General features: G+C 57.1%; 13 protein-coding genes. 10 read left to right on the top strand and 3 right to left on the bottom strand.

Annotation, left to right across the window (positions count from 1 at the left end):
- Nucleotides 1–113: 113 nt before the first annotated feature.
- On the bottom strand, nucleotides 114–956 hold the full coding sequence (gene pcaR, locus AC1ME2_RS18630) for a pca regulon transcriptional regulator PcaR (RefSeq protein ID WP_480435798.1): 843 nt from the start codon (nucleotides 954–956) through the stop codon (nucleotides 114–116).
- A gap of 899 nt (nucleotides 957–1,855) precedes the next feature.
- On the opposite strand from pcaR, the gene AC1ME2_RS18625 reads away from it, so the two are divergent.
- The 5 genes from AC1ME2_RS18625 (at nucleotide 1,856) to gpgF (ending at nucleotide 6,906) form a co-directional block, all read left to right on the top strand.
- On the top strand, nucleotides 1,856–2,053 hold the full coding sequence (locus AC1ME2_RS18625) for a hypothetical protein (RefSeq protein ID WP_480435797.1): 198 nt from the start codon (nucleotides 1,856–1,858) through the stop codon (nucleotides 2,051–2,053).
- A 259-nt stretch (nucleotides 2,054–2,312) separates the two neighbouring features.
- On the top strand, nucleotides 2,313–3,785 hold the full coding sequence (locus tag AC1ME2_RS18620; RefSeq protein WP_480435796.1) for an inorganic phosphate transporter: 1,473 nt from the start codon (nucleotides 2,313–2,315) through the stop codon (nucleotides 3,783–3,785).
- Nucleotides 3,786–4,038: 253 nt separating this feature from the next.
- Nucleotides 4,039–5,151, top strand: a complete 1,113-nt coding sequence (gene gpgS, locus AC1ME2_RS18615; RefSeq protein ID WP_480435795.1) for an N-acetylglucosaminyl phosphatidylglycerol synthase — start codon at nucleotides 4,039–4,041, stop codon at nucleotides 5,149–5,151.
- Nucleotides 5,144–5,914, top strand: a complete 771-nt coding sequence (gene gpgD, locus AC1ME2_RS18610; protein WP_480435793.1) for an N-acetylglucosaminyl phosphatidylglycerol deacetylase — start codon at nucleotides 5,144–5,146, stop codon at nucleotides 5,912–5,914. The genes gpgS and gpgD overlap by 8 nt, the downstream gene beginning before the upstream one ends.
- The gene (gene gpgF, locus AC1ME2_RS18605) at nucleotides 5,911–6,906 is read left to right on the top strand and encodes a glucosaminyl phosphatidylglycerol flippase (RefSeq protein ID WP_480435792.1); all 996 of its coding nucleotides are present in this window, start codon (nucleotides 5,911–5,913) and stop codon (nucleotides 6,904–6,906) included. The genes gpgD and gpgF overlap by 4 nt, the downstream gene beginning before the upstream one ends.
- A gap of 525 nt (nucleotides 6,907–7,431) precedes the next feature.
- Here the strand turns inward: gpgF and purU are convergent.
- Nucleotides 7,432–8,283 (bottom strand): formyltetrahydrofolate deformylase, encoded by an 852-nt coding sequence (purU, locus tag AC1ME2_RS18600; protein WP_480435791.1) that lies wholly within the window; start codon nucleotides 8,281–8,283, stop codon nucleotides 7,432–7,434.
- Between the two features lie 349 nt (nucleotides 8,284–8,632).
- On the opposite strand from purU, the gene mvaT reads away from it, so the two are divergent.
- Nucleotides 8,633–9,010: a histone-like nucleoid-structuring protein MvaT gene (gene mvaT, locus AC1ME2_RS18595; RefSeq protein ID WP_480435790.1), complete on the top strand. Its 378-nt coding sequence runs from the start codon at nucleotides 8,633–8,635 to the stop codon at nucleotides 9,008–9,010.
- A gap of 125 nt (nucleotides 9,011–9,135) precedes the next feature.
- On the opposite strand, the gene sbcB is transcribed toward mvaT, so the two are convergent.
- On the bottom strand, nucleotides 9,136–10,566 hold the full coding sequence (gene sbcB, locus AC1ME2_RS18590; RefSeq protein WP_480435789.1) for an exodeoxyribonuclease I: 1,431 nt from the start codon (nucleotides 10,564–10,566) through the stop codon (nucleotides 9,136–9,138).
- Nucleotides 10,567–10,691: 125 nt separating this feature from the next.
- Here sbcB and AC1ME2_RS18585 point away from each other — a divergent pair, with 125 nt between their 5' ends.
- From AC1ME2_RS18585 to AC1ME2_RS18570, 4 genes are read left to right on the top strand one after another with little or no spacing between them, the layout of a single operon-like run.
- On the top strand, nucleotides 10,692–11,417 hold the full coding sequence (locus AC1ME2_RS18585; protein ID WP_480435788.1) for an RDD family protein: 726 nt from the start codon (nucleotides 10,692–10,694) through the stop codon (nucleotides 11,415–11,417).
- Nucleotides 11,414–12,394 carry a stage II sporulation protein M gene (locus AC1ME2_RS18580; RefSeq protein WP_480435786.1) on the top strand — a complete coding sequence of 327 codons (981 nt, stop codon included), beginning with the start codon at nucleotides 11,414–11,416 and terminating at the stop codon, nucleotides 12,392–12,394. Before AC1ME2_RS18585 ends, AC1ME2_RS18580 begins: the two co-directional genes overlap by 4 nt.
- Nucleotides 12,381–13,970, top strand: coding sequence for a DUF4129 domain-containing protein (locus AC1ME2_RS18575; RefSeq protein ID WP_480435784.1), 1,590 nt, complete (start codon nucleotides 12,381–12,383; stop codon nucleotides 13,968–13,970). Before AC1ME2_RS18580 ends, AC1ME2_RS18575 begins: the two co-directional genes overlap by 14 nt.
- A complete protein-coding gene (locus AC1ME2_RS18570; protein WP_480435782.1) occupies nucleotides 13,967–15,175 on the top strand; it encodes a DUF4350 domain-containing protein in 1,209 nt (402 codons plus the stop codon). The genes AC1ME2_RS18575 and AC1ME2_RS18570 overlap by 4 nt, the downstream gene beginning before the upstream one ends.
- Nucleotides 15,176–15,186 lie beyond the last annotated feature (11 nt).

Here is a 15,186-nt window from a genome sequence, read left to right as displayed (position 1 = left end):
GGGCAAACAATCCGATAATCGACTAACTGTTCGTTAATCGCACAAATTAAGATAACGACTGAGAGTGCCGGCTCTTCGCGAACGAATCGATCAGACACCCTGTATTCAGCGCATCAGGTAAATAGCTGCGCACTCAGATCGCGGCTGGCATCGAGCATGATCGGCAGAAACCGCTGCTCCAGTTCCGTGCGGGCCACGCGTCCGGCGCTGGTGCTGACGTTGAGGGCGGCCAACACCTGACCGGACGCGTCATAGACCGGTACGGCAATCGAGCGCAGACCTTGCTCTAGTTCCTGGTCAACGATGCACCAACCCCGTTGGCGAACCTGTTGCAGACATTCCAGCAAATCCTCGGGTGTCGATAATGTGCGGCTGGTTTTGGGTTGCAGGTCGACGTGATCGAGGTATTCACGCAGCGAAACATCGTCCAGCGCCGCCAACAGAATGCGCCCCATGGACGTGCAATAGGCCGGCAACCGTCCGCCCACGGACAGATCCACCGAGATCAATCGCTGGGTCGTGGCTGAACGAGCGATATAGAGAATATCGTCGCCTTCGAGGGTCGCCATATTGCAGGCCTCATGCAATTGATCGCTCATGCGGTCCAGATAGGGTTGGGCCGAGATTGCAAGCGGCGTCGATGACAGATAGGCATGCCCCAACGTCAGGACTTTAGGCAATAGCGAGTAGGACCGACCATCACTGGTGGCGTAGCCCAGTTTAATCAACGTATGCAGGCAACGGCGTACAGCAGCGCGGGGGATTTCCGTGCGATGGCTGATCTGAGCAATGGTCAATTGACGCTTACGCTCCTGAAAGGCATGGATCACCGCCAACCCTCTGGCCAGAGACGTCATGAAATCCGGGTCGCCGGTCAGCGCCTGAATACGCTTGGCTGGCGACGCAACGATCGGTGGCGCCAGCGAAGAAAATGAGTTGCGCAGTTGATCGTTCATCCCTAACACCGCCTATCGACGCCTTTTCAGGCCGTATACAAAGCCCTTCATGCCTCTTCACTACGGAATTCATCGGGCCACCTCGGGCGATTATCGAACCAATGACCGATAATCGCAATTGACCCGTCGCCTTTATCCTTATACCTTTCACACGCCGCTAAAGTGGCTTCTTGGAAATACTGGTCAGGTACCCACGAGAAGTCCATCGGCACGGCCTTGCCCACGAAGCGAGGCCGTTTTCTTTCAGCGCCGTACACGAGCGCAACGCTACCCGATACGCAGCCTCTTCCGGCACCACGGGAGAACCGCTGCGCTATTGCGCCTGATAAAACATGCCTACCCCTGTGTTCTATACGACGAGCGCTTCGGGCTTATCCCGTGCCCCTACTGACATTCTCAATTGGAAACAGCCAGTGCCTCGGATAAGAAGTTCCATCCGTATTCAGCCTGTGTCTAAACTTCAGAATTGTCGTACAGAAAAATAGTACAGACAGCAGACTTATCGTAACAAACACGCACATAAAGTTGACGGCACGGACTATCTTGGAGATAGTGTTCTTCAGTCGACTGGCTATAATGCCCCGCTGTGATTGAAACTCCACCGCGCTAAGCGTGGATCCAATCATGTGAACCCTGCACTGGCCCAGTGCACCGTTCTATTATTACGCGGATGAGCTCCCGATCCATTGTTAGCCACCGCGCTCGCAATCCGTACCTGTTGCTACGACAGCTTTTTTTCTGGTGCCCGTAGCCGCGTGCAGCAAGAAGGTGTTTACACACAATTTGTAAAGGAACGTCAGGCTGTTTAAACAGCCCGATGGACCGGACATACGTTGTGCAAACACTTTCAGAGCTCTGCGTTTTCACCAGAATTAATTTCGACTTTATTAGGTAACACTGTGACGAAAGATGAACTGCGCGTGGAACTTGAGCGCCAGGAACAACGTTACAAGGATGTATACGGCGGGGAAGTCACCACCTACGCCGCACAACCAGAGCCCGAACGTAAGCCTTGGCGCAAAAGAGCCAGCCTTCTCGATCAGGCTTTCCAGCAAGAACTACAGAAGATGGAAAAAGACCTCAAGGAAGCACCTTAGCCGTTGCGGCTAAAATCAGCTGTGGCTTGCGGTGCGCCCCTGTCCTGGCGGGCGCAGAGCCCTGTTTGCTGAGGCTTGAGGCGAAAATGAACGCAGGGCTACCTTCCGGGTAGCCTGAAAGGCGGTAGCTGTGATCATCTGTTTTGTTGAAACGAGTATCCATTTCGTTGAAAAATGTTACCGATTGATAGCAAGTGCATCGATTTATAGGGTTTTCTGGCATAATCGCGCCCCCTTACGACCGGGTCAGTAAACCTTCATGATCGATTTATTCAGCGGGCTAGATGCTTGGGTGCTTGTGAGCTTGCTGCTGGCCCTGGCCTTCGTTCTCACGTTCGAGTTCATCAACGGCTTTCATGACACCGCTAACGCAGTAGCCACTGTCATCTACACCAAAGCCATGCCGCCCCACCTGGCTGTATTCCTTTCTGGTGCGTTCAATTTTCTCGGCGTATTGCTGGGCGGTGTAGGTGTGGCTTATGCCATCGTCCACCTCCTGCCTGTCGAACTGCTGATCAATGTGAATACCGGACACGGCCTGGCCATGGTGTTCTCGTTGCTCGCAGCGGCGATCACCTGGAACCTGGGCACCTGGTATTTCGGGATCCCGGCTTCCAGTTCGCACACCCTGATTGGCTCGATTCTGGGCGTCGGGCTCGCCAATGCAATGATCAACCACATTCCACTGGCCGATGGCGTCAATTGGCAGAAAGCGATCGATATCGGTTCGTCGCTGGTATTTTCGCCGCTGGCAGGCTTCATCGTCGCGGGTCTGGTGCTGCTTGTTCTGAAATGGTGGCGCCCGCTGTCAAAGATGCACAAGACACCTGACCAGCGTCGCAAGATGGACGACAAGAAGCACCCGCCTTTCTGGAACCGCCTGGTATTGGTGGTTTCCGCCATGACGGTCAGTTTCGTGCACGGCTCCAACGACGGTCAGAAAGGTATCGGCCTGATCATGCTGGTGCTGATTGGCATAGTGCCAAGCCAGTTCGTTCTCGACCTGAGCAGCACCACCTACCAGATCGAACGCACCCGCGATGCAACCTTGCACCTGAGCCAGTTCTATCAGCGCAACAGCGCGACCCTGAGTGAGTTCCTGGCCTTGGGCAAATCGAAGGAAGGCGACTTGCCGGAGCGCTTCAGTTGCAACCCGGAGCAAACCGAACCGACCATCAACGCCCTGCTCAGCACGCTTAAAGGCGTTGTCGACTATCACTCACTGTCGACGGACAGCCGCATCGAAGTGCGTCGCTACCTGCTCTGTATGGATGACACCGCCCGAAAAGTCGGCAAGCTTTCCAACTTGGCTCCCCGTGAAAAATCCGACCTTGAAAAGCTTCGTAAAGACCTGACGGCAACCACTGAATATGCGCCATTCTGGGTCATTCTCGCCGTCGCCCTGGCCTTGGGCCTGGGCACCATGATTGGCTGGAAACGCGTGGTGCTGACCATCGGCGAAAAAATCGGCAAGCAAGGCATGACCTATGCCCAAGGTATGTCGGCACAAATCACCACCACCCTCGCCATCGGCCTGGCTAACGTCTTCAGCCTGCCGGTTTCGACCACCCATATCCTGTCCTCTGGCGTCGCCGGGACCATGGTCGCGAACAAAAGCGGTTTGCAAGGTGGCACCGTGCGCGCCATTATCCTGGCCTGGGTCTTGACCCTGCCAGCGACCATCCTGCTGTCGGCAGGGTTGTTCTGGCTGGCGTCAAAAGCGCTGGCTTGAATAACACGGTTCAAAAAAAGTGCCCTATTGGGCACTTTTTTTTGGCCTGTCAGCCTCGATTCGCAGCGACCCTATAAAGCAGTACCGGACGTTTAAGTTTGGCGCTGTCCCCTAGGTCTGTTGACGTTTGGTGACGACCGCGACGGAGGCCCCAAACGTCAACAGACCCTAACGTCTTACCTTTTCGCACCGAACATCTATTCTTCTCAGTGGTCAACCTTAGGAACAACCATGGAGCGGAGGGACTATTACCGTGCATATCGCTGACATGACCATGTTCTACGCCCCAGCCAGCGGTGGCGTGCGCACTTATTTAGATGCAAAACATCGTCGCCTGGGACGTTATTCGGGCGTTCGTCACAGCCTCTTGATCCCCGGCGCCAGCCTGAGCAACAAAGACGGCATTTATAAGGTGCCTGCACCGGCCCTGCCCTTCGGTAATGGCTATCGCTTTCCTCTCCGCCTCGCGCCGTGGCGCAATGTCCTGAAAGACCTGCAGCCCGACCTCATCGAAGTCGGCGATCCTTACCTGACTGCATGGGCCGCACTGGACGCACGTCGCCAACTGGATGTACCGGTCATTGGCTTCTATCACTCCGATTTACCGATGCTGGTCAGTAATCGCATCGGTAATTGGCTCGGCACTAATGTCGAGACCTATGTCAGCAAGCTGTACAACAACTTCGACCGGGTATTAGCGCCCAGTACCATCATGGCCGACAAGCTGATCAGATTGGGCGTCGAGAATGTGCATGTGCAACCGTTGGGTGTAGACCTTGTGACGTTTACGCCGAACCTGCGTGATCCTGGCCTCAGAGCCGAACTGGGATTGGCCGAACACACGCGTCTGCTGATTTTTGCCGGACGTGGTTCGCGCGAAAAGAATCTCCCCGTACTGCTCGACTGCATGAGACAACTGGGCGCCGGCTATCACCTGTTGCTGGTCGGCTCGCATATGCCTGATGTGGTTCCAGACAATGTGTCGGTCATCGGTCATTTCTGCCCCGCCAACGAAATCGCCCGATTACTGGCCAGCGCCGATGCCTTACTGCATGCAGGCGATCAGGAAACCTTCGGCCTGGTGATTCTCGAAGCCATGGCCAGTGGCATTCCGGTCATCGCGGTGGCGGCTGGCGCTTTTTCCGAAATAGTTCCTGACGCGTGTGGCCTGCTCTGCGAGCCGAACAATCCTTTGTCCATGGCCAGCGCCGTACGAGAGCTGTTCAGCCACGACAGCGTGCAAAAAGGCTACCAGGCGCGACAGTATGTCGAACAGCGATACGCGTGGGACACCGTGGTCGAGGGCCTGCTTGAACATTATCAAGCTGTCCTGGGCAGTCGTTTGCCGGTGCTCACTCATGTCTGACACCGAGCGTAGCGTACTGCTGGTCCTTCATGATGTGGCGCCAGAAACCTGGGCCGACTACCAGCCTTTTGTTCAAGCCATCGACGCTTTGGGCAATATCCCGATGACACTGTTAGTGGTTCCCGACTTTCATAAACGCAACGCGGTAAGCACTGACAATCACTTTCAGCGCGTACTGGAAACTCGCATTGCCCATGGTGACGAACTGGCCCTGCATGGCTACTACCATTGCGACGACAGCCCGCCGCCGCGCACACCGCACGACTATTTCATGCGGCGCATTTTCACGTGGGAAGGCGAGTTTTATGCCCTGGACCGTGACCAGGCGTTGGCGCGCCTGCACGCCGGAATCGAATTATTTCAGCGCTTAGGCTGGCCGCTCCACGGATTCATCGCCCCTGCCTGGCTGATGAGTGAAGGCACGCGAGAAGCCTTGCGACGGCTACCTCTGCACTACACCAGTGATCGTCAGCATCTGTATCGGCTGCCAGATTTTTCCCGCGTCGAAGCCCCTAGCATTGTCTGGAGCGCACGCAGCCCTTGGCGGCGCGCCGTGTCAAAAATCGTCAGCAACCGCCTTGAGCAAAAGTTTCAGGCAGCCTCGACCATTCGCCTGGGATTGCACCCGGTCGACATGCGCCATGAATTTTCCCGTACCTACTGGCTGCAGACTCTAAAACGACTGATGCAGAGCGGTCGCACACCCATGACCAAAGCGCACTGGCTTGCCACTCAGCGTCCAGCCCTGAGTTCAGCCGCGTGAAACGACTTGCCTGGTTATTAGCGGGCCTGCTCGCCGCCATCCTGATTCCGTTTGTATTGGGCGGCAGTGAGATGTTCCTGCGCCTGCGCAGCTTCCCCCTGGACCTGCTATTGGGAATGCTTGGCATGATCGTTGTGTGCTGGGGCTTGAACGCGCTGCGCTTGCGCCTATTGCTCGGTGATAGCCTCGGCGAGTTAAGCCCACTGAAAAGCCTCGGAATGGTCATGGCCACTGAGTTCGCCATTTGCGCGACGCCTGGCGGCAGTGGCGGGCCACTGACATTAATGGCCTTGCTATCGCGCAATGGCGTACGTCCGGCTAAAAGCAGCGCAGTCTTCGCCACCGACCAACTCAGCGATCTGCTGTTTTTCCTGTGTGCCCTGCTGGGTATTCTGCTGTACACGCTGTTTCACAAACTTAGTCAGAAGCTGGAGTGGATGCTCAGCCTGAGTGCGGCTCTGATGCTGTGTGGGCTGTGCCTGTGCCTCGGCTTCGCCCGCTATCATCGGCAGATCATCAAACTCAACGGAGGCCTGCTCAAACGCTTCAAGACCAGCGCCACGACCCGTCGGCACTGGGCACGCAAACTGCTGCACTTTCGCAACGCGTTTGTCGACACGTTGAAGCTACCCCGGAGAAAACTGGCGCAGGTGTTCGTGCTGACCTGCCTGCATTGGGGCTTGCGCTATAGCGTGCTGTACCTGGCCTTGCGCGGTTTGGGCGTGGACATTCAGTGGGCCTGGAGTTTTCTGATTCAGATGCTGTCACTGAGCGCCGGGCAACTGAGCCTATTGCCCGGCGGCGCAGGCGCTGCAGAACTGACATCTGCCGCACTGCTGGCGCCGATAGTTGGCAAGTCCACAGCCGCCGCCGCGATCCTGATCTGGCGGGCGGTGACGTACTACTTCTACTTGATCGCGGGCGGACCGGTGTTTTTAATGTTGGTTGGGCGACCGTTGCTGAACAAGCTGATGCGCCTGAAACACGCCTGATTATTGTTTCGGCATGTCCGTGGAAGGCCTCGTCGCGTCTTCGACGCTGCGCTGTCGCGCAGCAAACTGGGTTGTGATTGGTGGTGGTGTGTCAGGTAAGCCGCCTTCGCGAATAAATTCGCTCCCACCGGGGTCTTGATTTGCCTTTGATTTTTGAGTGAATTGACTGCCGAATTACGGTCAGGCCCCGTTTCCAGGAGGCCGAGCGCAGGCGTTGCGCAGGGGGTGACGAGGCAAGGATGCCGAGTAAGCCGCACGGGGCCAGGGATGGCCCCTTGCGGCGACCCCCGGAGCAACGCCGGAGCGAGGGAAATCCGAGCCTAGGCGAGGATCCGCATGGAGGGGCAAGCGTTTTGGGGTACCTTTTAGGCGCTTGTAAAAGGTTTCTCGCTGTAAGAGCGAAACCGTAATTCCAGCACACCCAAATGCCGGATATACACATCAAGACCAGCGCCAACTCATTGTTTTTAAATAATTAAAAATTAGTTTGATGAGAGCGAACGGCGGCAATTCAGGTGCTTGAGACTAGTCAAACACAACTGTCTTGTTGTCATGCACCAGCACCCTGTCTTCCAGGTGATAACGAAGCCCGCGTGCCAGCACCATTTTTTCCACATCGCGGCCGAAGCGCACCATGTTCTCGATGCTGTCACGATGGCTGACGCGCACTACGTCCTGTTCGATGATCGGACCCGCATCGAGCTCTTCAGTCACGTAGTGACAGGTCGCGCCGATCAGCTTCACGCCACGCAGCGACGCCTGGTGATAAGGCTTGGCCCCTACAAATGACGGCAAGAAGCTGTGATGAATGTTGATCACCTGATGCGCATACTCGCGGCACAGTTGCGGCGGCAAGATCTGCATGTAACGCGCCAGTACCACTACGTCCGCCTCATAGTGCTTGACCAGACGAGAGACTTCGGCGAACGCCGGCTCCTTGTCCTTTGAGTCCACCGGTACATGGTAATAGGGGATTTTATGCCACTCGACCATGCTGCGCAGGTCTTCATGGTTTGAAATCACGCAGCTGATTTCGCAGTCCAGTTCATCGGTATGCCAGCGATGCAACAGATCCGCCAGGCAATGGGATTCACGACTGGCCATCAACACCACACGCTTCTTCTGCGCCGAATCAGTGATGCGCCAGTTCATGGAGAACTCTTCGGCAATCGGCGCGAAGGCCTTGCGGAACGCCTCAAGTTCAAAGGGCAATGTAGCGGCACGAATCTCGTGACGCATAAAGAACCAGCCACTGAGATTGTCCGAATGATGGCTCGCTTCGGTAATCCAGCCATTATAGGCGGCCAAAAAGTTACTGACTTTAGCAACGATGCCGACGCGGTCCGGGCAAGCAATCACTAGCCGAAAAGTGCGCATGAGGGAAAAACTCCAGAACTTCGCAAAGGTCGCTATTCTAGCGACTGCGCGGAAAAACTGCAGTACTCCTTCTCGCCGAGCCTGAAACCACCCTGTCTCGCCAGTCCAGGCGTCGCCGCGTTCCCATGTCCTACAGCCCTATGCCGGCAGAGGCCCTGCGCTATAAAGGGCCATTATTCGGACGCTATTTACAGCCCACGGTGGATTATCAAGTTTTGTCACGCTGTAGCACATGACAAATTTATAAATAATTGCCCTAAAACTTTTCTTTAATGTTTACTTGATCAAACTGTCTGACTATTATTGCGTCACAGTCTCCCTACCACCCTCACAACATAAGGTAGCCCTCATGTCCCTGATCAACGAATACCGTGCCACAGAAGAAGCCATCAAAGAACTGCAAGCCCGTTTGAAGAATCTGTCGCAAGACGACAAACTGCAAACCGAGCTGGAATTCGAAGGCAAACTGCGCACCCTGATGGGCGAATATCAAAAATCGCTGCGCGACATCATCGCGTTGCTTGATCCAGAATCCAAAGTTAGCAAGACTCCTCGCGGCGCCGTGAAAACTACCGGCACCAAGCGTGCTCGCAAGGTCAAGCAGTACAAAAACCCGCACAACGGCGAAGTCATTGAAACCAAAGGCGGCAACCACAAGACTCTGAAAGAGTGGAAAGCCAAGTGGGGCGGTGACGTAGTTGAAGGCTGGGCAACTCTGCTGGGCTAAATGACTACCGGCCGTCAGTCATGACGGCTCATAAAAAACGCCAGCTTGCTGGCGTTTTTTATTATCGGCGTTTTATTACAATAATTTTATTACAAAAAATGTCCAAGCCCCAGCCGGCCTGCCCTTCAGAGGTTGAAGCGCTCGCGCAGTTGCTGGGCATAGTCCTGCCATTGGCTCAGTACCTTAAGCTGCTCAGGCGTAGCACTAAGGGATAACTCGACCAGGGACTGTGTAAAGCTGTGTAAGGTATTAGGCGCCCCGCTCTCAGCACTCGATAAGCGCTGCTGACAAAATGCATGCCAGCGCTGTTGCTCCTGGGCAGTCAAGGTCTCGGCAAAGTTCCTGGCGCGATACCTGAAGAGTAATTCAGGCAGCCGTTCATCATCGAAGGGCCACTCGTCGCGGGCTAATTGTTGCGGGTCGGCAGTACGTACTTGTTCACACAAGCGTTTATCACGATCGCCAAAGAATCCGTCATATAACTGCTGCTCGGGATCTTCGCTGGGCGTGAAATTTTCACGCGCATAAATGGCTTTCAATTTATCCTGCCAAAGTCCCTGCGTGTCAGTTAACTGCCGTACGCGCGCCTGATAGTGCCCCATGTCCAACTGCAAGCGCTGCTGATCCTCCGCGCGTAACACGTTGAGAGGTGCGACCACCGGGCAGCGGTTTACATGCAATAGCTTGAGCGGCACCGGTAACTCACCGGCGGCCAGATCATCTCGCCGGGTATATAAGCGCTGGCGCAATGTATCGACGTCCTGTTCAAGCAAAGGCGCAGGGTCTAGATGCAGGTCACAGACAATTAGCGCATTTCGATTGTGCGGGTGCCAGGCCAGTGGCAGTACCACGCCCAAGTAACTGCGCGCCGCGGAAAAGCGCCCCGAAATGTGTACCAGCGGTTGAATCAATCGAATCTGATCCTGCACTCGCTGCTTGCTGCGCAGTTGAAACAGGTAGTCATACAGTTTCGGCTGCTTCTCACGAATCAAACGTGCCAAGGCAATAGTGGCGCGCACATCGGACAACGCATCGTGAGCCTGACCGTGATCAATGCCATTGGCGGCGGTCAGACGCTCAAGCTTCAAGGTCACTCGCCCATCTTCCTCGGGCCAGATGATCCCTTCAGGACGCAACGCATACGCTGTTCGTACGACGTCGATCAAATCCCAACGGCTATTGCCGCCCTGCCACTCCCGCGCATAAGGATCGAAGAAGTTGCGGTACAAGCTATAGCGAGTCACTTCATCGTCGAAACGCAAGGTGTTATAGCCCGCGCCACACGTGCCTGGCGCCGACAGTTCGGCGTGTACCCGGGTCATGAACGCGGCTTCGCTCAAGCCGTGCTCGGCCAGGCGGTCGGGGGTGATGCCGGTGATCAGGCACGCCGCCGGGTGCGGCAGGATGTCCTCGCTCGGCTGACAATAAATATTGATGGGCGCAGCGATCTCATTGAGCTCAGCGTCCGTGCGGATACCGGCAACCTGAAGCGCACGATCATTGCGCGGGTTGATACCGGTGGTTTCATAGTCGTACCAAAAAATGCTGGAGGTCACGGGCTATTCCTGAACAGAAGACCGGCAAAGTGTAGGGGGTGTGCAGCATAAATGGCCAATCGGTTGCTTCAATGGCCCGCGCTGGCTAGCATCGGGTTTTGTCTTCAGGCGTGCACCTCTCGATAATGCCCCTCCAGCCAGTTTTGCCAAGGATTGCAGCGCCGCACGCGCCACTGGATACCCGCGCCCGCATTGAAACCCCGGAAGGCATCGATCTGATCCTGCGCCCGGCGGGGCTGGTGCCTCGCACACTGGCCTTTACCCTCGATATGTTGATTCGTGGGCTGATCATGGGCGGGCTGTTCATCTTCCTTAGTCTGTTCGACAGGTTCGGCATGGGCCTGAGTGCGCTCGTGTTGTTCCTGGGCACCTGGTGGTACATGGTCCTGTTCGAGGTGCTGAATCAAGGGCGCACCCTCGGCAAGCAGATCATGGGGCTGCGCGTGGTTCACGACGATGGCACGCCGATTGGCTGGACCGCTTCATTGACTCGCAACCTGCTGCGTTTCGTCGACATGCTGCCCTTCGGTTACTTTCTGGGCGCCGTAAGCTGCCTGCAACACCCCACCTTCAAACGTCTGGGCGATCTGGCCGCAGGCACCCTGGTGATCTATTGCGACCCTCCCATCCTGCGCCCAACGCTGCCACAGGCTTTGCCCCGGGTTGCACCCTTCGCCCTGACGCTGGATGAACAACGCGCGCTGCTGGGCTTCGCCGAACGGCAGGCCAGCCTGTCCGCCGAACGCACCCAGGAGTTGGCCGCGATTCTTGCGGAGCCCTTGCAGATCCCGGCAGATCAGGCCGTTGCGCACCTTAATGGCATCGCTCGCGGCCTGTTGGGGCCAACATGAAACAGAGCCTGTTCGAAAGTCGCTATCAATCCGACTGGCAGCGCTTCGCCCAACAGTTGGACACGCTGGAGCGCGGTAAAGCGAAGAGCAAGGCCTGCGAGACATTCGCCAGCGACTATCGCCGAATCTGCCATCAATTGGCCTTGGCACAAGATCGCGGCTACAGCAGCCATCTGGTAGACCCGTTGCAACAACTGGCCATGCGCGGCCATCAACAGCTGTATCGGCACCACAGCCAATTGGGCGCCCATCTGTTGAGTTTCGTCCTCGCCGACTTTCCGAGACTGGTCAGAAGCCAATGGCGCTTTGTACTGGTCGCCAGCCTGCTGTTTTTCGGCAGCCTGATCGGCATGGGCCTGTTGGTGTATTTCTTTCCGGACCTGGTCTACAGCGTCGTCAGCCCCGAGCAGGTTACCGAGATGGAAAGTATGTACGACCCCGCTGCGCGGCGCATTGGCGAGGCGGCGACCCGGGGTTCCAGCGAAGACTGGATGATGTTCGGTTACTACATCATGCATAACATCGGCATCGCCTTTCAGACCTTCGCCAGCGGGTTGCTGTTCGGCCTGGGCAGCCTGTTTTTTCTGTTCTTCAATGGCCTGATGATCGGTGCAGTGGCCGGTCATCTCAGCGGTATCGGTTATGGGCAGACCTTCTGGTCATTCGTCATCGGTCATGGCGCTTTCGAGCTGAGCGCCGTGGCCCTTGCCGGAGCCGCAGGCCTGAAGCTGGGCTGGGCGCTGCTCGCACCCGGGCCTTTGCCGCGCAGCGAGGCGCTACGGCTGGCGGCAAAAGTGAGCGTGCAGTTGATTTACGGGGTCATGCTATTTCTGCTTATCGCAGCCTTTATCGAGGCCTATTGGTCATCGATAACGTCTTTTCGACCGCTGACCAAATACCTGATCGGTGCCTGTTTATGGGGGCTGGTCGCCGCGTACCTGATCTTCGCTGGACGGAGTCGCCATGCGCCTGACTGACGCCAGCGTCGCGATTCGCCCGCGCAACCCCTGGGAAGCCATCGACCTTGGCGTGCTGCTGGCTCGCGAGCATCGCGGTTTGCTGATGGGCAGTTGGGCCATCGTCACGTTGCCGATCTTCGCCCTGCTCAGCCTGGTGTTCTGGGACTCGCCAACGATTGCGATCCTGGTGTTCTGGTGGCTCAAGCCAGCCTTTGAGCGCCTGCCGCTGCTGATTCTTTCGCAGGCACTGTTCGGTTCGACGCCCAGCCTTAAGCAAGCCCTGAAAGCCTGGCCTAACGCACTCAAACCGCAGTTACTGGCGAGCCTGACCTGGCGCCGATTCAGCCTCAGCCGCAGCTTCCAACTGCCCGTGCAACAACTCGAACATTTATCCGGCACGGCACGCCAGCAGCGCATCGGCATTCTCAGCCAACGCAATCTGAGCGCGGCCCGCTGGCTGACATCGGTCGGTAGCTCGCTGGAAATGACCTTATGGATCGGGCTGATGAGTGTCTTCTATTTGTTGATCCCGCAACAGGTCGAGCTGAACTGGAGCTGGAACAGCCTGCTCGACATCGAAGGCCACTGGAACTGGCTCGAACACCTGAGTAACGCGTTTTATGCCGTGGTGCTGATTTTCTGGGAACCGATTTATGTGGCCAGCGGTTTCACCTTGTACCTGAACCGACGCACCGCGCTGGAAGCCTGGGATATCGAACTGGTGCTGCGCCGCTTGCGCCAACGCCTGATCGGCAGCGCCTATGCCATGTTGATCGGTCTGAGCCTGGCTTTTTCAGTATTCACGCCACCCACCTGGGCGGCGGATCAACAGTACAGCTGCCCATTGCCACCGCTTGATCCGGCATCACCCGAGCACGCTCCGGTCGGCCCGGACACGCCACGCCTGACGCATCAAGCACTGACCAGCAGTGCTGCACGCGAGAGCATTCAGACACAACTGGCGCAACCGCCGTTCAAGAATCCCAAGACCGAGACCGGTTGGCGCTTGAGCAAAGACAAGGCGGCTGACAAGGCAGAAAACCCTGCGGCGTCCGCGCAATGGTTACTCCGGTTGATCAGTGAGCTGGCGCGTATCACCAACGTATTTGCCCAGGTGTTTGAAGCGCTGCTGTGGGCAGGAATGATCGTCCTGGTCAGCGTATTGATTTGGCGATACCGGGCCTGGATCAGCACCTTCGTCAGCCGTCGCCAAGGCGTGGACAACATCCAGCGCAGCGTCCCACAGCAACTGTTCGGTTTGCAGGTCAATACCCAAAGCCTGCCCGATGACGTGGCCGGCACAGCTGAACGGCTCTGGACCACTCAACCCCGCGAGGCGTTGGGCTTGCTGTATCGAGGGCTGCTCAGCCGTCTGTTGATCGACTACCAACTGCCGCTGAAAAACGCCGACACCGAGGGCCAGGTGTTGCAGCACGTCGCGCAGCTCAAGCTGCCGCCATTGAACGCGTACAGCCAAAACCTGACCCGACACTGGCAGAACCTTGCCTACGGCCATCACCTGCCCGCTGCGCACCTGCAGCAGGAGCTGTGTGATGGCTGGCGGCACCTGTTCGGTTCGGGGGCTCCCCGATGAACAGGCGCAACACGCTGCTGATCGGCCTGCTGGTCATCGTCGTGCTCGCCCTTGGCGGGCGCTATCTGTACACCCACGTAGAACCCTATACAGAAGTCATCGACCAAGGCCCGTCGCCCGAAGTACGCAGCAACCCTTATCTGGCCGCCGAAAACTTCCTGCGCCAACACTCGGTGCCGGTTCAAGTCACCAATACCCTCCAGAACTTGCCCGACGCGCGTCAGGAACAACACACGCTGATGCTCCTCGCCAGCCGAGAAAACATGACACCCCGGCAAGTCGAGCGGTTGTTGAGTTGGACCAAATCCGGCGGTCACCTGGTGTTCGTCGCTGAGCAGCTCTGGGATGAACAGAAAGGCCGCAGTGGCGATCTGCTGCTGGACCGTGTGCAGATTCACCAATTCCTTAGCACGGACCTTCAATCACAGGATCGCGCAAACGCTATAGCGCCCAAGCCAACGATCGGCACACCGCCTTCGCCCCTGGCCCCGACTGACTACTCCGAGCTGACCAAGCTCTACCTGGAAAACGAAGACGACCCGGCCTATTTCAGTTTCGATCCTGCTTTTCACCTGGACGATCCCAAGGACCATGCTCAGTCCTGGGCCAACAGCAGTGCGGCGACGCACATGATGCAACTGGCCTATGGCGACGGTTTGATCACCATTCTGACCGACAGTGATGTGTGGAAAAACAAAGCCATCGGCCGCTACGATAACGCCTGGCTACTGTGGTACCTGACCCAGGACAGCTCGGTGACGATGCTGCTGCAAACCGAACATAAAGATGTGTTCAGCCTGTTGCTGCGTTATTTTCCGGAGGCCTTGACTGCGCTGGCGTTACTGATCGGTTTGCTGCTGTGGCATGTAGGCCTGCGTCACGGGCCCCTTCAGGCACCCGCCTCACGGGGCCGCCGACACTTGACCGAACACCTGCGCGCCAGTGCCGATTTCCTGCTCCGACGCAGTGGCCAACAGATCCTGTTGCGCGCCTTGCAGCAAGACATATTGCGTCGCGCTCAACAGCGTCATCCTGGTTTCGAACGCCTCGGTGTCGCCGATCAATGGCAGGTGCTTGCGCGCCTGACGCGCCAACCCACCAGCGCTGTCAGCCAGGCCCTGCGCCCACGGCTCGCTCAGCGACTGTCCAGCGCAGAATTCACCCGTCAGGTTGCCCACCTGCAAACTCTCAGGAATGCCCTATGAGCGACTACCCG

It is taken from the genome of Pseudomonas sp. ASL9 (genome assembly GCF_056680335.1).
The sequence above is the reverse complement of the archived record's forward strand: the minus strand, read 5'-3'. Positions and strand labels throughout refer to the sequence as shown.